The 18,978-nt window shown below is 72.2% G+C and carries 18 protein-coding genes; 8 read left to right on the forward strand and 10 right to left on the reverse strand.

Annotated features, from left to right (window positions below):
- Positions 1-2: 2 nt before the first annotated feature.
- The 6 genes from IE311_RS32465 to IE311_RS32490 all read left to right on the forward strand — a co-directional run bounded on the left by IE311_RS32465 (position 3) and on the right by IE311_RS32490 (position 6,252).
- Entirely contained in the window at positions 3-1,478 is a 1,476-nt protein-coding gene (locus IE311_RS32465; protein ID WP_189835456.1) for an anthranilate synthase component I family protein, read from the forward strand.
- Positions 1,475-2,131: an anthranilate synthase component II gene (locus tag IE311_RS32470; protein ID WP_229902303.1), complete on the forward strand. Its 657-nt coding sequence runs from the start codon at positions 1,475-1,477 to the stop codon at positions 2,129-2,131. The genes IE311_RS32465 and IE311_RS32470 overlap by 4 nt, the downstream gene beginning before the upstream one ends.
- Positions 2,128-3,126: a zinc-dependent alcohol dehydrogenase family protein gene (locus tag IE311_RS32475; RefSeq protein WP_189835458.1), complete on the forward strand. Its 999-nt coding sequence runs from the start codon at positions 2,128-2,130 to the stop codon at positions 3,124-3,126. Before IE311_RS32470 ends, IE311_RS32475 begins: the two co-directional genes overlap by 4 nt.
- A gap of 131 nt (positions 3,127-3,257) precedes the next feature.
- On the forward strand, positions 3,258-4,538 hold the full coding sequence (locus IE311_RS32480; RefSeq protein ID WP_229902304.1) for a phenylacetate--CoA ligase family protein: 1,281 nt from the start codon (positions 3,258-3,260) through the stop codon (positions 4,536-4,538).
- Positions 4,507-4,698, forward strand: coding sequence for a DUF6052 family protein (locus tag IE311_RS32485; protein ID WP_189835459.1), 192 nt, complete (start codon positions 4,507-4,509; stop codon positions 4,696-4,698). Before IE311_RS32480 ends, IE311_RS32485 begins: the two co-directional genes overlap by 32 nt.
- Before the next feature lie 213 nt (positions 4,699-4,911).
- On the forward strand, positions 4,912-6,252 hold the full coding sequence (locus IE311_RS32490; RefSeq protein ID WP_189835460.1) for an acyltransferase family protein: 1,341 nt from the start codon (positions 4,912-4,914) through the stop codon (positions 6,250-6,252).
- A gap of 144 nt (positions 6,253-6,396) precedes the next feature.
- Here the strand turns inward: IE311_RS32490 and IE311_RS32495 are convergent, their stop codons facing one another.
- The 10 genes from IE311_RS32495 to IE311_RS32540 form a co-directional block, all read right to left on the reverse strand.
- Entirely contained in the window at positions 6,397-7,563 is a 1,167-nt protein-coding gene (locus IE311_RS32495) for an epoxide hydrolase family protein (RefSeq protein ID WP_189835461.1), read from the reverse strand.
- A gap of 43 nt (positions 7,564-7,606) precedes the next feature.
- Positions 7,607-9,007: an FAD-dependent oxidoreductase gene (locus tag IE311_RS32500; protein WP_189835462.1), complete on the reverse strand. Its 1,401-nt coding sequence runs from the start codon at positions 9,005-9,007 to the stop codon at positions 7,607-7,609.
- A 29-nt stretch (positions 9,008-9,036) separates the two neighbouring features.
- A complete protein-coding gene (locus IE311_RS32505; RefSeq protein ID WP_189835463.1) occupies positions 9,037-9,456 on the reverse strand; it encodes an SgcJ/EcaC family oxidoreductase in 420 nt (139 codons plus the stop codon).
- Between the two features lie 70 nt (positions 9,457-9,526).
- Positions 9,527-11,035 (reverse strand): FAD-binding oxidoreductase, encoded by a 1,509-nt coding sequence (locus IE311_RS32510; protein ID WP_189835464.1) that lies wholly within the window; start codon positions 11,033-11,035, stop codon positions 9,527-9,529.
- A gap of 46 nt (positions 11,036-11,081) precedes the next feature.
- Positions 11,082-11,408: a DUF6059 family protein gene (locus IE311_RS32515; RefSeq protein WP_189835465.1), complete on the reverse strand. Its 327-nt coding sequence runs from the start codon at positions 11,406-11,408 to the stop codon at positions 11,082-11,084.
- Positions 11,409-11,418: 10 nt separating this feature from the next.
- Positions 11,419-12,315: a prephenate dehydrogenase/arogenate dehydrogenase family protein gene (locus tag IE311_RS32520; RefSeq protein WP_189835466.1), complete on the reverse strand. Its 897-nt coding sequence runs from the start codon at positions 12,313-12,315 to the stop codon at positions 11,419-11,421.
- A 112-nt stretch (positions 12,316-12,427) separates the two neighbouring features.
- Positions 12,428-13,237, reverse strand: coding sequence for a TIGR03084 family metal-binding protein (locus IE311_RS32525; protein ID WP_189835467.1), 810 nt, complete (start codon positions 13,235-13,237; stop codon positions 12,428-12,430).
- A gap of 77 nt (positions 13,238-13,314) precedes the next feature.
- Positions 13,315-14,361, reverse strand: a complete 1,047-nt coding sequence (locus IE311_RS32530) for a carboxymuconolactone decarboxylase family protein (RefSeq protein WP_189835468.1) — start codon at positions 14,359-14,361, stop codon at positions 13,315-13,317.
- Positions 14,362-14,464: 103 nt separating this feature from the next.
- Positions 14,465-16,132, reverse strand: a complete 1,668-nt coding sequence (locus IE311_RS32535) for an FAD-dependent oxidoreductase (RefSeq protein ID WP_189835469.1) — start codon at positions 16,130-16,132, stop codon at positions 14,465-14,467.
- A complete protein-coding gene (locus IE311_RS32540; RefSeq protein WP_189835470.1) occupies positions 16,129-16,716 on the reverse strand; it encodes a DUF5987 family protein in 588 nt (195 codons plus the stop codon). Before IE311_RS32540 ends, IE311_RS32535 begins: the two co-directional genes overlap by 4 nt.
- A 278-nt stretch (positions 16,717-16,994) precedes the next feature.
- Between IE311_RS32540 and IE311_RS32545 the strand changes: the two genes are divergently transcribed.
- Positions 16,995-18,110: a ParB/RepB/Spo0J family partition protein gene (locus IE311_RS32545; RefSeq protein ID WP_229902305.1), complete on the forward strand. Its 1,116-nt coding sequence runs from the start codon at positions 16,995-16,997 to the stop codon at positions 18,108-18,110.
- Positions 18,111-18,130: 20 nt separating this feature from the next.
- Complete coding sequence (locus IE311_RS32550; protein ID WP_189835471.1) at positions 18,131-18,907, forward strand: helix-turn-helix domain-containing protein; 777 nt, start codon at positions 18,131-18,133, stop codon at positions 18,905-18,907.
- Positions 18,908-18,978: the final 71 nt, after the last annotated feature.

An 18,978-nucleotide genomic window follows, 5' to 3' on the forward strand; every position in this document is an offset into this window, starting at 1 on the left:
CCATGCCCGACCCCAGGCCGGAGCCCGCCGCGATCCGGGTGACCACCCGCCGCGACGTCCTGCCGTCGTACCCGACGCTCCCGGTGCACCAGGCGCTCGCCCACCGCTTCGGCAAGGAGCAGGTGTACCTGCTCGAGTCGGCCGCGGGACCGGACCGCGACCGCAAGTACCAGTTCGTCGGCTTCGGCGAGCTGCTCTCGCTGTCCGTCACGGACAGCGTCGTCAGCCTCGACGGCGAACCGTCCCTGCGCGAGGCGCTGCTGCGGCGGATCGCCCCGCTGCTCGACGAGACGGCCGGCGGCCTGCGGCTGCGCGCCCGGCGCGACCTGTGGCAGGTCCTGCGGGAGCTGCACGCGCTGTTCGACGCGGAGGGCTCGCCGAACCGGTTCCGCTTCGGTTTCCTCGGCTACTTCGGCTACGACACCGTCCGCTACATCGAGGACCTGCCGTACGTCATCGACGAGCGTCCCCCGCTGCCCGACGTCCACCTGGTGCTGCACCAGGGCTGTGTGGTCACCGACCTCGACAGCGGCGAGGGGGAGCTTCTCCTGCACGAGTCCGACCACTGGCGGGCGTTCGACCCGGCCGAGGTGACGGCGCTGCTCGCGCGGGCCGAGGCGGACCATCCGGTGCCCCCCGCGGGTCCCGTGCCGGCCTCGGCCGCCTCGGACGACACCGACCCCGACGCGTACCGCCGGGACGTCGAACGGGCCCTGAAGCACATCGCCGTCGGCGACATCTACCAGGTGCAGCTCGGCCATGAGCTGACCATCCGCAGCGCCGTCGATCCGATCGACGTCTACCAGCGGATGCGCACCCACAACGCCTCGCCGTACATGTACCTGGCGCACGTGCGGGGGCAGACCGTGCTCGGCGCCAGCCCGGAACTGTTCGTCCGGGTGGAGGACCGCACCGTCACCATGCGTCCGATCGCCGGCACCGTCCCGCGCGACGGCGACGACGAGGCGGCGGGCGCCCGGCTGCTGGCCGACGAGAAGGAGATCGCCGAGCACATCATGCTGGTGGACCTGTGCCGCAACGACATCGGCCGGATCTGCCGCGCGGACACCCTGGAGGTGCCCGACGAGCTGATCGTCGAGCGCTACTCGCACGTGCTGCACCTGGTCTCGACGGTGGTGGGGGAGGCCGAGCCGGACCGCGACACCTACGACATCATCGCCGCGCTGTTCCCCGCGGGCACGATGACCGGAACGCCGAAGATCCGGGCCATGGAGATCATCGAGCAGATCGAGCGCAGCCGCCGAGGTCTGTACGCGGGCGCGATCGGCGTGATCGACATCGGCGGCTACACCAACCTCGCCCTGTGCATCCGCACCTTGTTCCACGAGGACGGCCTGTACCGCACGCGGGCCTCCGCAGGGGTGGTCGCCGACTCCGTTCCGGAGCGCGAATGGACCGAGACGCTAGCGAAGATGAGCGCCGCCTACTGGGCGGTGACCGGAAAGGGACTGCTGTGAGCGTGACCGCCCTGAACAGCGGCGTCAAACGGCCGGGACCCGGGCCCCGGATCCTCGTCGTGGACGCCTTCGACAGCTTCGTCGACATCCTGCGGCAGTACCTGATGTCCGCCGGGGCCGATCCGGTCATGGCACGGTCCCACACCATGAGCGAGCAACAGGTGGTGGAGCTGCGGCCCGATGCGCTGCTGCTCGGCCCGGGCCCCGGCCACCCGGACATCAGCGGGCACGTGGAGCTGGTGCGCTCCTTCGCGGGCCGGCTGCCCATCCTGGGCGTCTGCCTCGGTCACCAGGCGATCGGGCGGGCCTACGGGGCGTCCGTGGTGCCGGCGGAGCACCTGATGCACGGCAAGACCAGTCGGGTCAGCCACGACGGCCGCGGCCTCTTCGAGGACATGCCCGAGGGGTTCCAGGCGACCCGCTACCACTCGCTCGTCGTGGTCGAGGACAGCCTTCCGCCGGTCCTGGAAGTGAGTGCGACCTCCGTCGACGACGGCTACGTCATGGGGCTCCGGCACCGGACGCTGCCGGTGGAGTCGGTGCAGTTCCACCCGGAGTCCATCCGGACGGAGGGCGGCATGCGCATGATCCACAACTTTGTGCGCGCGGCCGCGGCGTTCCCGTCCTGGCAGGACCGCGGCGTCGCCGCGTGAGGCGCTACCGGCTCACCGGCTTCGACGGCCCGGCCTCGCTGCACGAGGAGAAGTGCGAGATCCCCGGGCCCGGCCCTCGCGAGGTGCTGGTCAGGATGCGGGCCTGGTCCCTCAACCACCGTGACCTGCTGATCGCGCACGGACGCTACAGCCGTGACGTCGTGCCCGGCCTCGTACCGCTGTCGGACGGAGCGGGCGAGGTCGTCGAGACCGGCTCGGAGGTCACGGCCTGGCGGCCCGGGGACGCGGTCGCCGGGCTGTTCCTGCCCGGCTGGCGCTCGGGACGCCCCCGAGTCGACCGGGCCCTCGGCGGGTCCGTCGACGGGGTCCTCGCCGAGTACGTGGTCTTCGACGAGGAGGCGGTCGTCGCCGTCCCCGCCCATCTCGACTTCGCCGAGGCCGCCACCCTGCCGTGCGCCGCGCTCACCGCGTGGCAGGCGGTCGTGGAGCTCGGCGGTCTGCACCCCGGCCAGACGGTGCTCACCCTGGGCAGCGGCGGCGTGTCGGTGTTCGCGCTGCAGTTCGCCGCGGCGGGCGGCGCGCGGGTGATCTCGACCTCCGGCAGCCCGGCGAAGCTGGAGCGGCTGCGCGAGCTGGGGGCGGCCGAGGTGATCGACCACGCCCGGGAGCCCGAATGGGGCCTGCGCGCGGCCGGACTGAGCGGCGGCGGCGTCGACCATGTCGTCGAGGTCGGCGGGGCCGGCACCATGCGCCAGTCGATCACGGCGGCCCGGGTCGGCGGCCGGATCAGCGTCATCGGTGTGCTCGGCGGCGGGGCCGGGATCAGCCCGGTTCCCCTGCTGCGCAAGGTGCTGTGCGTACAGGGCGTCCAGGTCGGCAGCGCGGAGATGTTCCGGGCCATGAACCGCGCCCTGGAGCAGCGGCGCATCCGGCCGGTGATCGACCGGGAGTTCCCGTTCTCGGAGGCCGGTGCCGCGTTCCGGTACCTCGAGGCCGCCGGCCACATCGGCAAGGTGGTGATCACCGCCGACTGACCCGGCCGCCTCCGGTGCCTTCTGGTGAGCACGCCAGGAGATGCGGCGACGTGCGCGCGCCGACGAGGATCCGGGGGGACCCCACCGGCGACGGAGGCGAAGTGGAGTACTGGAACCCCAAGGCAGAAACCATGCCACGCCACGAGCTCGAGGCGTGGCAGTGGCGCAGGCTACAACGGGCGCTCCTCAACGCCCGCGCCCGCTCGCCCTTCTGGCGTGACCGGCTGCCCGGAGACATCACCTCGATGGAGGACTACGCCCGGCGCGTACCCCTGCTGCACAAGGCGGACCTGCTCGCCGCCGAGCAGCAGGCGCCGCCGTACGGCACCTGGCCGTCGATCGACCCGGCCCGTGGCATCCGTCACCACCAGACCAGCGGCACCAGCGGCAATCCGCCGGTACGCACCATCGACACGGCGGGTGACTGGACCTGGTCGACGGACACCTTCTGCACGGCGCTGTACGCGATGGGCGTGCGCCCGCACCACAAGGGCATGGTCGCCTTCGGATACGGCCTTTTCATGGGCTTCTGGGGAATGCACTACGGCCTGGAGCGGATGGGCTGCACGGTCGTCCCGGCCGGCGGCCTGGACTCCCGGACGCGGATCAAGCTCCTCGTCGACTACGGCATCGAGGTCGTCGGGCTCACCCCGAGCTATGCGATGCGCCTGATCGAGACGGCCCGCGAGATGGGCGTCGATCTGGCGAAGGAGGCGAACGTCAAGATCATTCTGGCGGGCGCCGAGCCCCGGTCGAAGTTCACCACGCGCACCATCGAGGAGGCCTTCGGGGCGCGCGTCTTCAACGCCGCGGGCACCACCGAGTTCGGCGGCGTCTTCATGTTCGAGTGCCCGTCGCGCCGGGGCGCCTGTCACATCATCGAGCCCTCGACGATCGAGGAGGTGCTGCACCCCGAGACCAAGCTGCCCGTCGGCTACGGCGAGGAGGGGGTCCGGGTCACCACCGGACTGTCCCGCGAGGGCATGCAGCTGTTCCGGCACTGGACCGAGGACGTGGTCGTCAAGCGGCCCGCCGCCGCCTGCGGCTGCGGCAGGACCTGGGACTTCTACGACGGCGGGATCATCCGGCGGGTCGACGACATGCGCAAGATCCGCGGAGTGTCGGTCACCCCGGTGATGATCGAGGACGTGGTCCGCGGCTTCGACGAGGTCAGCGAGTTCTCGACGTCGATCAGCTCGGTGCGCGGTCTGGACACCGTCTTCGTCCGGGTGGAGCCGCGGCACGTGCCGGGCGGCGACGTGACCACCCTGACCCGGCGGATCGCCGAGGAGTTCAAGCGCGAGATCGGGATACGGCCCGAGGTGGAGCTGGCCCCCGAGGGCACTCTGCCCCGGCAGGAATGGAAGGCGGCGAGGCTCAGTGACGAACGCGCACTCGTTTCTCAGCCCTGAGCAGGAGGCCCGGCTGCTCGGCGCCTACACGGCCCTGAAGGAGCTGTCTGCCGACTGCCGGGTGCCCGCGGTGGGCGCCGCGGTGACCATGGCCCTGGCCGAGCTGCGCACGGCCCTCGACGGCCAGGGCGTGGAGTTCGACTACTTCTCCACGGTCTGAGGCCCGCGCCGAGGTCCGTACCGACACCGCCCGATCCCGCCGCGACGTGGGCCGGCACGCCACCCGGGGTGGCGGGCCGGCCCACGTCCGCGGGTGATCCCCGCGTCTAAACCTTCCCTGAAAACACCGCACTTCTGAAGGTGCGGCGGTGCGGCGCCGACGCCAGCATGACTCGCGGCCCATCAGGTATCGACTTCCAAGGGAGCGCGAAACGTGGCATCTCGCAATGTCCGAACAGGCGCCGCCGAATCCCCCCAGAAGCGCAGAGTCCCCGTCCTCGACGGTCTGCGCGGACTGTGCGCGGTCGCAGTCCTCGTCTATCACGTCGCCTACACGGCCGGTGTGAGCAATCACTTCGCGGACCCGCGCGCCAACCTGTGGGGTTATCTCACCGAGGGCATGGGCGTCTTCCTGCCTCCCTTCTTCGTCCTGTCCGGCCTGATGCTCTACCGGCCCTTCGCCCGCCGCACGGTGACCGCCGAGGGCGCCACCCCGCGGGTCGCCTCCTTCTACTGGCGCCGTTTCGTGCGCATCGTTCCCGCGTTCTGGGCGCTGGTGCTGGCCTCGATCCTGCTCCTGGACTACGACAAGATCGACGGCGTCTGGTTCTTCCTGCGGCCGCTCCTGATGATCCACTTCTTCACCCGGGCCGAGTGGATCACCGGCATCGAGCCGACCTGGACCGTTCCCACCGAGATGCTGTTCTACCTGGCGCTGCCGGTGATCGCCTGGATCATCCACAAGTTCGCCGTGCGCGGTGCCACCCCGGCCCAGCGCGCCCGCCGGATGTTCGTCCCGCTCGTCGCCCTGGTCCTCATCGGCATGGCCTGGACCGCCTACTGCTTCCTGCCGTCCATGACGGCCGACGTCTGGTACCTGTCCTTCTGGCCCTTCGGCTACGTCGGCTACTTCGCCGGCGGCATGGCCCTGGCCGTGATGCTCTCCTACGCCGAGGTGGCACCGCGCCGGCCGGCGCTCTTCCGCTGGGCCGCCAAGTGGCCGATGGGCTTCTGGCTGGTCGCCCTGATCGCCTACCTCGCCAACGTGCCGCACCCGTTCGGCGAGCCCGGCATGGGCGACTGGGGCGCGCTCACCCAGCAGATGGTGCTGCACACCCTGTTCTTCGTCTTCTCGATGTGCGTCGTGATCCCGCTGGTGGCCCCCGGTGCCCGCTCGAAGACCATGGACCTGGTCCTCGCGAACCGTCCGATGGCCTTCCTCGGCCGCATCTCGTACGGCATCTACCTGTGGCACGTGTTCTTCATCCACGTCGTGCTCCACAACGGCAGCATGTTCGGCAAGTCCGCGGTCAACTCGGGCATGCTGCGCGGTACCGTCGGCTTCGCCGAGATGGTGAGCCTGGTCCTGCTCGGCACCCTCGTCGCCGCGCTGGCCAGCCACTACGTCATCGAGGAGCCGCTGAACAAGAAGCTGCGCGGCCTCTTCGACCGCCGCTCGAAGAGCCGCGAGGACGAGGTGTCCGCGTCCGGCCCGAAGGGCCCCGAGGGCGGCTCCCCGTCCTCGTCGGAGCAGGGCGTCCTGACCTCCGCCTGATCCACCGGTACGGCCCCGGGGGTGCCTCCGCCGCCATGGCGGGGGCACCCCTTCGTCGTACCCGCCGTACGGCCGCGCCGCCGGTACGACGAAGGGGTGGCCGGCTCCGGAAGGAGCCGGCCACCCCGGTGACCTCGTGCGGGACTAGCCCTGGCGCAGCGGCCGCACGAAGGCGCGGACGTCCTGGACGAGCAGCGCGGGCTGCTCCAGGGCGGCGAAGTGGCCTCCCTTGTCGAACTCGGTCCAGTGCGTGAGCGTCGGCAGCAGCGGGTCCGCCCAGCGGCGGATCGGCAGCGCGGCGTCCTCGGGGAAGACGGCCACGCCGACCGGAGCCTTCAGCGGCCAGGGGCCGCCCCAGGTGCGGGCGAAGGCCTCGTCGCCGTGCGCGGACTCGTAGTAGAGCTGGGCGCTGGAACCGGCGGTGCCGGTGAACCAGTAGAGCGAGACGTTGGTGAGCAGGTGCTCGCGGCTGACCGCGTCCTCCGGGACCTTGTCCGCGGCGGTCCACTCCTTGAACTTCTCGACGATCCAGGCGAGCTGGCCGACCGGCGAGTCGGTGAGCCCGTACGAGAGGGTCTGCGGCCGGGTCGACTGGATGCGCTGCCAGCCCATCCCGTCCTGCTGGAAACGCCCGGCGAACTCCAGGCGGCCCAGGTCGGTGGCGTCCAGTCCCTCGAAGGCGGCCGGGTCCTGCGGCGGGAAGGTGACGAACATGTTCACATGCACACCGGCGACGTGCTCCGGGTCGGCGAGACCCAGCTCCAGGGAGATCGGCATGCCCCAGTCGCCGCCCTGCACGAAGTAGCGGTCGTAGCCGAGGCGGCTCATCAGTTCGGCCCAGGCGCGGGCCACCCGGCGGGTGTCCCAGCCGGACGCGCGGGTGGGGCCGGAGAAGGCGTAGCCGGGGATCGAGGGGATGACCACGTGGAAGGCGTCGGCCGGGTCGCCGCCGTGCGCGGCCGGGTCGGTGAGCGGGCCGATCACGTCGAGGAACTCGGCGAAGGAGCCCGGCCACCCGTGGGTGATGATCAGCGGCTTCGCGGTCGGCTCCGGCGAGGTGACGTGCAGGAAGTGGACGTCGGTGCCGTCGATCTCGGTGATGAACTGCGGGTACTGGTTCAGCCTGGCCTCGGCGGCCCGCCAGTCGAAGCCGGAGCGCCAGTACTCGGCGAGCTCCTTGAGGTACTCGACCGGGACGCCGCGCGACCAGTCGGCGTCCGGGATCTCGCCCTCGGGCCAGCGGGTGCGCGCGAGGCGCTCGTTCAGGTCGTCGATGTCGGCCTGGGGGATCTCTATGCGGAAGGGGCGCATGGCAGCCTCTCGTGGTGCGCGTGCCGGAGCGGGCGCGGTGGCGTCAGTGGGGTGCGGCGGCGGCCTGCGGCTGCCGGCGCGGTGCGGGGGTGGCGGGGCCGGTGCGCCGGGAGGCGCGGGAGGCCCGCAGGACGCGCAGCATCAGGCGGGGGCGCATCAACGCCTGCGGCGGGTCGATGAGACCGGCGACGCGGATGAACGCGTTGCTCAGCTCCGGGTCGTGCTCGGCGGCGGCCTGGAGGCGTGCGACGTAGGCGTTGGCCATCCTGACCTTGAGTGTGCGGCGCCCGGAGACACCCGGGTAGCCGAGGTCGGAACCTGCGGCGAGCTCCCAGGGCGCCTTGACGGCGTCCGCGACGTCCTTGAAGTACGCGGCGGGTTTCCGTCCTCGGGGCGCGGCCAGGTGACGGCGCAGCGCCAGCGACTCCAGCGCGGCCACCGTCATGCCCTGGGCGTAGACCGGGTTGAAGCTCGCCACGGCGTCGCCCATCACGAGCAGTCCGTCGGGGAACCGCGTCAGGCGCTCGTAGCGGCGCCAGACGCTCGCCGGGTAGCGGAACTTGACCGGGTCGTCGACGGGTTCGGCGTCGGCCACGGCGTCGTACAGGTGCGGGATGGGCAGCGAGCGCATGAACGCCTCGAAGCCCTCGGGGTCCGTGGGCGCGTGGTCGCCCAGGATGCCGGTGAGCGACAGCTCGTAGACGTCGCCGTCGCCGGGCAGCCGATAGAACAGGCCGCCGCGCGGGTGCTCGGGGGTCGCCGCGGGGATGATCGCCTGGGCGTCGCCGAGCGGGTCGTGGTCCAGGCGGTAGTGGCGCGTGGTGTAGGCGAGGTCGATCTCCACCCGCTCCTCCTCCGGGGCCGGGTAGCCGAGCTCGGCGAGCCAGACCGGGGTGCGCGAGCCGCGGCCCGTGGTGTCGACGACGAGGTCGGCCTCGAGCTCCCGCGGTTCGCCGCCCGCGTGGCGCGGCTGGACCCGGGCACCGGTGACCCGGGTCCGGTCGGCGGTGGTGGTGAGCCCGAGGATGTCGTGCTCCTCGAGGAAGCGGACGTTGGGCAGCTGCTGCACGCGGCGGCGCACCTGCTCCTCGAGGACCGGGCGGCCCGCGGGGACGGAGATCAGACCGGTGTCGGCAGGGGCGATGCGCCGGCCGTTGAAGTACCAGTGACAGGCGTGGCCGAAGTCGTCCGGGGGAGCGCCGGCGGCCGCGAGGTCGTCGGTGAGCCCGGGGAAGTGCTCCTCCAGGATCTGCTGGCCGCGGGCCACCAGGCCGTGGGCGTGCCGCCCGTGGGGCACGCCGCGCCGCGGACCCGAGACGTCGACGAGCCGGTCGCGGTCGACCAGCAGGACCTCCGCGTAGGTGTCGGCGAGCACGCGGGCGGCGAGCAGTCCCGCCATGCTGCCGCCGAGTACCACCGCCACGTGTGCGGCTGTGTGGGCCACGGTGTTCTCCTCCTTCGGGCCGGCGCCGGTCACGGGGTGTTGCGGGGGGTGTTCTGGTAGGCGGCGATGAGCCACTCGCCGTCCTGCTTGGTCAGCACCCAGATGGCGCGGACCTGGCGCTCGGCGGCCGGCTCGGTCTCGCCGGGGGCGAGGACGCCGCCCTGGGTGATGACGACGGCGTTGTCGGGCGAGAGGAACTTGACGGCGAGCGGCGTGCCGGTGACCTGGGTGCCCTTGTACGGTCCGGCGAACGCCTGCGTCATGAAGCCGGCGATGCGCGCACGGCCGGTCTCGTGCACGCCGGGCAGCACCATCGTGCCGTCCTCGGTGAAGACGTCGCCGAAGGCGGCGCCGTCGTGCGCGGCCCAGGCGGCGACGATGCGCTGAGGCACGGCGGCGACGGCGGCGGTGTCCTCGGCGAGGGCGGTGGCGGTGGTCGTGGCGGTCATGTGGGATCTCCCTGTGTTCCGATGGGTGGGGACGGCTGCGGGCCGCCGCGGGCGCGGCGGCGCCGGCCGGTCAGGAGGGCGGTGCGACGGAGAGCGCGTGGCGAAAGACGTTCCGCGGGTCGTAGCGCTTCTTCACCCGCTGCAGGCGCGGGTAGTTCTCTTTGTAGTAGAGGGCGGCCCAGCCGGTGCCGGAGGTGTTCCAGGCCGGGTCGGCGAGGTCGACGTCCGGGTAGCTGATGTACGAGCCGTCGTTGACGTCGCCGGGCTCGGGGACGCCGCCGGTCTCGGCGTACACGTCCTGGTAGAAGCGGCGCACCCAGGCGATGTGCAGCTCGTCCTCCTCCGGCGCGGTCCAGGCGCCCGCGGAGTAGGACGCCTTGAGGATGGAGTCGCGCTGGGGGACGGCCGTGGCGTCGGGGGCGACCGCGTTGACCTGGCCGCCGAAGCCGGTGAGCACCAGACAGGCCATCGGGTTGTCGTAGCCGGGGTCGGTCAGGTGGCGGTGGACGGCGTCCAGTTGGTGGTCGGTGAAGCCGGCGCGCAGATATCCGGCCTTGTTCTTGTACCGGCCGCGCGGGTCGCTGGGCCAGCTGTAGGAGGGCATCCAGGTGTCCATCCAGGACACCACCTGCTCCTCGACGTGGGCCGGTGCGGCGCCGCCGGGGCCGGTGAGCGCGGCCAGCTGCTCGGCCATCAGCTCGGCGGCGCCGGGCACGTCGTCGTCGACGACGGAGTTGAGGACGATCGATCCGGCGGAGCGGTGCAGGACGATCAGGTTGCTCCAGATGTGGCGTCCCGGGGAGTCCGGCGCGCTGTTCTTCTCGTGCCAGTCGGTGTAGGCGCGCAGCAGTGCCGTGAAGCCCTGCTCGTCCAGGGTGTCCCAGGACCAGACGACGTCGGCGCGGCGGATCCGGCGCGGGGCACGGGGCAGGGCGTGCTCGGGGGCGGTCGGCCGGGGACCGGCGGAGCGCAGCCAGAAGCGGGTGACGACGCCGAAGTTGCCGCCGCCGCCTCCGGTGTGGGCCCACCACAGGTCGTGGTGCGGATCGTCCGGCTCGCGGGTGGCGGTGACCACCCGGGCCCGGCCGGTGTCGTCGACGGTGACGACCTCGACGGCGTACAGGTGGTCGACGACCAGGCCGTCGCGTCGGGAGAGGTGTCCGTAGCCGCCGCCGCAGATGTGGCCGCCGACGCCGACCTCGAAGCAGGTGCCGGCCGGGACGGTCACGCCCCAGCCGTCGTGCAGCTCCTGGTAGAGGCGGTCGAGACGGGTGCCGCCGCCGACGGCGAAGGCCGCCGTCCGTTCGTCGTAGGAGACGGCGGACAGCGGCGAGAGGTCGATGAGGACCTGGATGTCGGGCGAGGCGGTGAAGTCCTCGAAGCAGTGGCCGCCGCTGCGGACCGCGATCCGGCGGCCGGTGTCGAGGGCGTCCTGGACGGCGTCGACGACGTCCTGGGTGGTGGCGGCGAGGCGGACCGCTTCGGGTCGCCCGGTGAAGCGGTGGTTGTATCCCTCCACCAGACCGGGGTACCGGTCGTCCTGCGGGGTGACGGTCACCCCGCGGTTCTCTTCCGACATGGACGGCTCCTCCTGCGGCGGTCGTGCCCAGAGCCTGTCCGGCGGATCATGGCCGGGTCATCTCCTGGTTTGCGGAGTTGCCGGTGGCCGGGTCCCAGTCGTCGGTCAGCTGCCGTTCCAGGGCTCTTTCGACGGAGGTCAGGGGAAAGGGCGCCAGCCGTTCCGGGTGGCCGGGGGGCGGTCCCTGCAGGGCGGTGCCGTGGTCGAGCGGGACGCTTGCGGGCGTCACGCCGATCCACACCCAGCCGTAGTCGGACAGCGACCAGTAGGCGGAGGTGAAGAGGCGCTTGGCCAGCCGCAGGGCGGGGGCGGGCAGGCGCAGCACGCCGCCGCGTCGCGGCTCGGGCGGGGGCGAGGACGTGGTGACGGTCACGCCGCGACCGTCACACCCGTCCGGCGGCCGGCGCATCTCTCGGTGTGCGCACGTCGCCGGTGCCGTCCAGGGCGGCCTGGCCGCGCCTGCCCTCCTCCAGGGTGAGGGCGAGTTCGAGCGGTGCCGACTCGTCGCCCTCACGCAGGATCGCGGCGGCCCGGGTGAGCTGGCCGGCGATGCGGTCCAGGACGTCGGCGACCGGTCCGGCGTTGTGGGCGAGGACGTCGCCCCATACCCACGGGTCGCCGCCCGCCGTGCGGACCACGTCGCGCAGGCTCTGCTCGGCGAGGCCGAGGAAGGCCGAGGAGCTGTCGGCGAAGCGGCTGGAGAGGACGGCCGCCACCAGGTGCGGGGCGTGCGACAGTTCGGCGACGACCCGGTCGTGGATCTGCGGGGAGAGGTCGAGGCGCTGTGCTCCGCAGGCCTCGATCAGCGCGTCGAGCGTCCGCAGCGCCCACTCGGGGGTGGTCTCGTACGGGCACAGGGTCCAGACGCGGCCGGTGAAGCGGGCCGCGTCGGCGCCGGCCCGGCCGGGGGCGTCGGGTCCGGCCAGCGGGTGGCCGGGCACGTAGCCCTTGAGGTCGCAGCCGCGCAGTTCGGCGTCGGTGCTGATGATGTCCTTGCTTCCGGCGGTGTCGGTGTAGACGTGCCCCAGGCCCTGGCTCTGCGCGCGGTACAGGACGTCGACGACGGCGGACGGCGGGGTGGCGACGACGACCAGGTCGGCGGGCGGGCGCTCGGGGGTCCAGGCGGTCCCGGCGCCGAGCGCCACGGCCTCGGCGGTGGCGCGGGGGTCGTCGTCGAGGAGGGTGACCTCGACGCCCGCGCCGGTGAGGGCGAGGGCCACGGAGGTGCCGGTGGTGCCGCAGCCGATGACGACGGCGGTACGCAGCGTGGCGGTGGTCATGGGGACTCCTGGCGGGTGGGGCGGAGGGGGTGGTCGGGCCGGTGCCTGGTGGGCCTCGTGGCAGGGCGGTCGGGGTGCGGCACGGGGCCGCCGGTCGTGCGGTCATGTCCGCTCAGTGCTCGCAGTGGGCGTGGGCGAACTGGCCGGGGGTGCGGCCTTCACCGGCCGGGCCGCGGTAGGCCTGGGCGATGTCGAGCCAGCGGTCGGCCTCGGCGCCGGTGGCGACCAGGGCCAGGTCGTCGCGGTGGCGGCGGCGGGTGACGAGCAGGCAGAAGTCCTCGGCGGGGCCGGTGATCTTGTCGGTGGCGTCCTCGGGGCCGTACGCCCAGAGCTCGCCGTTGGGGGCGGTGACCTCGATGCGGAAGTGCTCGGTGGGCGGGGTCAGACCGCGCGAGAGGTAGCCGAAGTCCCGGGTGAGGAAGGCGAAGAAGACCAGGTGGCGCAGGCGTTCGGTGGGCTCGCGGCGCACGCCGAGGGCGTCGGCGATGTCCTGGCCGTGGCCGAAGATCTCCATGATTCCGGCGGAGGCGAGGACGGCCGCCGGGAGCGGGTTGACCAGCCAGGGCACGACCTGGCCCTCGGGGACGGCGGCGAGGGCGTCGACGGAGTTCTGGCCGAGGGCGCGGAAGCGGGCGAGGAGCTGGGCGGGCGGGAAGCCGTTGAACTGCTTGAGGGCGGCGTTGACGGCGCCGTCGAAGTCGCCCGCGGCACCGGCGGCGAGCTTGGCGAAGCCGTCGGGGTCGGAGGCGGCGGTGCCGGCCAGGTGGAAGATGAAGGTGAGGTGGGCGATCTGGTCGGCGATGCTCCAGCCGGTGGCGGGGGTCGCGGTGTGCCAGGCCTGCTCGTCCAGTCCCTCGACGAGGCGGGCGGTCTCCTCGATGTCGATGGCGAGGGCCTTCAGGACGTCGTTCGTGGCGTTCATGGTGGTGTCTCCTCGGACGGAAAGCGAAAGGGAAGTGGTACGGGAAGGGCGGTGCGGGGTACGGCGGTGGCGCGGGTTCAGTGGGCGGCGGCGGCCGCGGGGCGGGGCGTCCCGCCGGGTGCGGGGAGCCGGGTGCCGATGTCGACGGCGGCGGTGAGCGCCGCCCAGGAGGCGAGCTCGACCAGTTCGCGGTCACCGGGGTGCGCGGCGCGGAAGTCGGCGAGGTCCGCGTCGGTGATCTGGTGGGGGTTGAGGGCGATCAGCAGGGCGAGCCGCCCGGTGGGCAGGTGGGCCTCGGCGAGCGGGGCGGTCGCCTCGGCGAGCCAGCCGCGGCCGGGGCCGGGCACAGCGCCGTCGTACGAGGCGAGGACGGTGTGGAGCAGTTCGCGGACGGCCTCGGGGATCCAGCGCTCGGCGGCGTGGTCGACGGAGGCGACGGCCCGGCCGAGGGCCTCGGCGATGGTGGGGTTGGGCTTCGCCCAGTCGAGTCCGGCGGGCAGCGGAGCGGCGGGCAGCAGTCCCAGGGCGGCGCCGGGCGTCACCGGTGCGCCGCGGTCGGCCCGCATGGCGCGGGCGACCAGACGCATCACCGGTCCGCGGCCGGCGGCGGGGGCCGCGTCGGGGACGGGTGAGTCCGGCAGGAAGAGCCGGACCATCCGGTTGAGGTAGTGGAAGGTGACGGCGGTGCCGAGGATCTCGGGGGCGTCGGCCGCGTCGAACGGCGGCTGCTCCTGGTTCCACCGTGCCGTGGTGGCGTCCATCGCCCAGACGGCGAGCGGCCGGTGGGTGTCGGTGCCGGGCAGGGTGGCCCGCTTGGCCTCGTGGACCTCGACGCAGTAGGAGCAGTCGTTGGCCCGCGAAACCCCGGCGGCGACGGCTTCCTTGGCGGCCCGGGAGACCCGGCCTTCGGCGAGGAGGGTCTCGCGCAGCAGCAGCCAGGAGGCGGCGAGCGTCTGCGGGGCCGGGGAGTGCAGGGCCAGCGGCGGGGCGACGACGCCGAACTCGCGGCGGGCCTGGGCGTAGACCTCGGCGACGGTGTCGTCGGCCCGGGCGGGCGGGACGGCCGCGATGTGCCGGATCTGCCGGAGCGAGCCCTTCAGCATGAGTCGTACGAGCGGTCGCATCGCCGCCTCCTTCTGCGCATCAGGGTTGCGTGGTGCAACCCACTGGTCATGGGGTTGGTTTTTTGAAACAACTCACTGGCCGGCGAAAAGCCGTCCGAGCGGATCACACGGTGACCAGGCGCTTCTGCTTCAGCAGCGGCAGCACGCCGTTGCGTCCGCTCTTGTAGCCGGTGGGGGCCGGGGCACCGTAGGTGACCGCGACTCCCCTGGCCTGGGCGGCGGCCACGATGTGCGGCACCGCGCGCTCGGCGAGGGCGGCGATGGTCATCGCCGGGTTGACGGTCAGGGCGCCGGGGACGGCGGAGCCGTCGGTGACGAAGATGCCGGAGTGGCCACGCAGTTCGTTGGTGTCGTCGAGGGCCGAGGTGTCCGGGTCGTCGCCCATCCGGCAGGAGGCCAGCGGGTGGACGGTGTAGGCACCGACCAGGTCGTTGGTCCACGGCATCACCTTGGCGAGGCCGTCCTTCTCCAGGATCTCCTTCACATCGGCGTCGGCCTGGTTCCAGCCGTTCCAGGTGTTCTCGGTCGGCTTGTAGGAGAGGTTGCCGCGGCCGAGCATCTGCTGCGAGATGCGCATCGAGTTGCCGGTGGCGGGCGGCGGTCCGAAGACGCCCTCGTTGTCGTCCTCCGTCATGCAGAAGATGGTCAGCCAGGACTTCCAGTTCTTGAGGATCTCCTTCTTCTCCTTGCCGAACCAGGTCGGCCCGGAGGCGTCCGGCACCTGGGCCAGGATGGTGCCGAGGCCCGGCGGGAAGTAGAGCTGCTCCAGGGAGTAGCGGGAGTACTCGGGCAGCGAGCCGTCGAGCTTGTCCCAGCTGGCCACGGTCGGGCCCTTGCCGATCGCGTTGGCGCCGTACGGGAGGTTGCCGTCGCCGCGGGTCAGGCCGAGGATCTCGGCGGCCCTGTCCTCGTTGATGATGGCCGTGTTGAGGCGCTCGCCGTTGCCGGAGAAGTAGCGGCCGACCGCGTGCGGCATGGTGCCGAGGTGGGCCTCGCTGCGCTGCAGGATGACCGGGGTGGCACCGGCGCCCGCCGCCATCACGACGATCTTGGCCTCGATGACGCCGGAACCGGTCTGCAGCCGGTAGTCCTCGTCGTCGACGATGTTGTAGTGGACCCGGTAGTCGCCCTCGGGGGTCCGCGCCAGGTGCTGCACCTCGTGCAGCGGGCGGATCTCGGCGCCGTGGGCGAGCGCGGCCGGGAGGTAGTTGACGGTGAGGGACTGCTTCGCCTCGAAGCGGCAGCCGGCCATCATGAAGTTGCAGTTGACGCACTTGGAGTTGTCGATCGCGGCGGCGAGCGGGTTGGCGGTGCGCCCGGCGTGGTCGCAGGCCGCGGCCCACAGACCGCCCGCGTAGGAGGCGTCCTCCCAGCCCTGCTTGCTGACCGAGAGGGACTCCTCGATCCGGTCGTACCACGGGTCGAGGGTGTCCCGGCTGACCGCCTCAGGCCACATCCGGCGGCCGATGCTGCCGTGCCGGTCGAAGATGAACTTCGGTGCCCGCGGCATGGCCGCGAAGTACACCACGCTGCCGCCGCCGACACAGTTGCCGCCGAGCACGCTCATGCCGTCGCCGACGACGAAGTCGAAGATCCGGGTGTAGGAGGAGCCGAGCTTGTAGTCGTGCTCGAACTCGTCGTTCTTCAGCCAGGGACCGCGCTCGAGGACGGTGACCTTCGCACCGCCGGCGGCCAGGTGGTAGGCGGCGATCGCCCCGCCGAAACCGCTTCCGATGACCAGGACGTCGGTCTTCTCGATCGTGGTGCTCATGCTGGGCTCCCGGAGGGGGTCGTGTCGGGGTGGAGGGCGGCGAGCTGCCGGCCGTAACCGGCCTCCTGGAAGCGCCACAGTCCGTCGGCGTCCGGGGCGGTGATGCCCATGGCGGTGAGGCCCGGGTGACCGGCGGCGAGCGCGTCGTCGGTGTGCACGTGGGCGGCGGAGTCGAAGGCCATGTTGCAGAAGAGGGAGAGCAGCACCCAGAAGTCCTTCTCCGGGTGGCCGATGGCGGTGAGCTCGACGATCAGGGCGACCCGGTCGTCGTAGCCGAGGGCCACGAAGGCCGGGACGTCGGTGTCGAGGGTCAGCCCGGTCCTGGCCGCGTAGACCACGGCGTGCTCGTTGACGAGCTTGGCCAGGTCCTCCAGGCCGTCGTGGATGCCGGTGGCGTCCCAGCGCAGGAGGTCGAGCGCGCCGCCGGTGACGGCGCCGCCGCCGGTGCTGACACCGGCGATCGCCCGGTCACCGGGCCAGCGCTTCTCGCCCGGGACGATGGTGTCCGCATAGGCCTCGAGGGTCAGGGTGGCTTCTTCCCCGATGTCGACCCTTCGCTCGGGGATTCTCCGTGCTCGGTGCAACTCGTCCTCCGGTGGGTGGGGTTCCTGGTGGCGTGAGAAGAAAGCTAGAAGCATCGAGTCTTTTCAAACAACCAACCCGACCCGCGTTCGCCCGAACGTCAGTCCTCTGACGCAACTAACCGGAGTCGCATTGTCTCCGTGCGGGCCCGCCGAAAAAAAGAGGTCGTTCACTATGCTCGTCCCGAATGCACAGTTCTCCGCGGTGGTCCGGGCCTTTTCCATGGAGTTTTGGGGGACGGCCGGACACACCTCGATCTCGCCGGAGGGGAAGGGGAGAGGTGGACCGCGACGAAAGAACTCTGACGCTGCCGGCCCGCTTCACCCACCGGCTGCCGATCGAGGCTCTGCTGCCCGCCGACTCGCCCCGCCTGAACGGCCTGGACGAGGAGCACGTGCGGCACTTGGCCGGCATCTACGCCTCGCTGCCGCCGGTCCTCGTGCACCGGACCACGCTGCGCGTGGTCGACGGCATGCACCGGGTCGCGGCCGCCGCGCACCAGGGGCTCACCTCGGTGGAGGTGCGGTACTTCGACGGCGCTGACGAAGAAGCGTTTCTTCGCTCGGTGACCGCCAACATCGCCCACGGCCTTCCGCTCTCCGTGGCGGACCGCAAGGCGGCGGCCGGGCGCATCCTGCGCTCCCGGCCCCACCTGTCGGACCGGTCCGTCGCCTCCTGCACCGGACTCGACTCCAAGACGGTCGCCGCGATCCGTCCCCGTTCGACCGCGGACGATCCGCGCTCGAACATCCGGATCGGCGCCGACGGCCGGGCCCACCCGCTGGACCGCACGGCCGAGCGGCTGCGCGCCGCCGAGCTCATGACCCGCCACCCCGACCTGCCGCTGCGGGCCATCGTCAAGGAGACCGGGCTCTCCCTCGGCACCGCGCACGACGTGCGCCGACGGCTGCTGCGCGGCGAGGCCCCGGTGCCCGAGGGCCGCCGGACCGCGGCCGCCCGCCGCGCCGCCGCGGGACTCGCCGTGTCCACCGCGCCCACCGCCTCCGAGCTGCCCGCCCGACGGACCCACGCCGGCCACTCCCCCGCGCCCGCGCCGCCGGCCGCGGCGACCGCCGTCGCCCCGGCGGCCGGCAACGGCGGCTCCCGCGGCTCGATGGAGCTGCTGCGGCGGCTCGCCGGCGACCCGTCGCTGCGGCACTCGGAGTCCGGACGGCACTTCCTTCGCTGGCTGCACACCCACGTCATGGTCGACGAGGCCTGGCGGCGGCAGGCCGCCGCCGTACCCCCGCACTGCACGGACACCGTCGCGGAACTGGCCCTCCAGTGCTCCCACGCATGGAAGAGGTTCGCCGAGGACCTCGCCCGGCGGCGGCTGACCGACGCCACCCCCGATCCGTCACGGCACGCGGCTTCCGCCTCTCGGCAGGGAGCATGATTCAACGACAGGGAGAAACGGTGACCACCACCGCCATCGAAGCCGCTGTCCTCCGGGTGATCGATGAAATGCACGCGAATCTCGGCCAGGAACTCACGATCGACGACATGGCCCGCACCGCCATGTTCAGCAAGTTCCATTTCACCCGGGTTTTCCGGGACGTGACGGGTACGTCCCCCGGTCGCTTTCTCTCCGCCCTGCGACTTCAGGAGGCGAAGCGTCTCCTGCTCGAAACCGAATTCAGCGTGGCCGACATCAGCAGCCAGGTCGGATACAGCAGCGTCGGCACCTTCAGTTCCCGTTTCAAGACCTGTGTCGGCGTCTCGCCGAGCATGTTCCGGGAATTGGACGGATTCACCCCGGAGATCGGATCCGGACCGGCCGACGCGGCCGGGGTCCCGACCGTGCACGGCGCGCTGCGCGGGCGGCTGCACCTGCCGGAGGGCCGGGAGCCCGGCCACTGCTTCGTGGGTCTCTTCCCCACCCCCGTCCCGCAGGGACAGCCGGTGTGCTGCGCCGTCCTGGACGGCCCAGGCTCCTTCGAACTGCGCGACGTGCCGGTCGGCACCTGGTACGTGCTCGTGCACTCCGTCCCTTACGGCCTCGAGCACCTGCCGTCCGGTACCGGCGACGCGGACGTCGTCTCGGTCGGCAGCTACGGCCCGGTGACCGCGCACGAGGACACCCTGCTGATGCCCGCCGAGATCACGCTCCGCCCGCTGGACGCGCTCGACCCGCCGATCCTGATGGCCCTGCTGGACCTGCGCACCGACGCGCTCGACCGCCTCGCGGGCTGACCCGGGCCCCGGGCCCGTACCCCCGTTCCGGGACATGACGAGAGGGCCGGCCACGATTCTTCGTGGCCGGC

Origin of the sequence: Streptomyces zaomyceticus, assembly GCF_014656215.1 — a bacterium.
Lineage (GTDB): Bacteria > Actinomycetota > Actinomycetes > Streptomycetales > Streptomycetaceae > Streptomyces > Streptomyces zaomyceticus.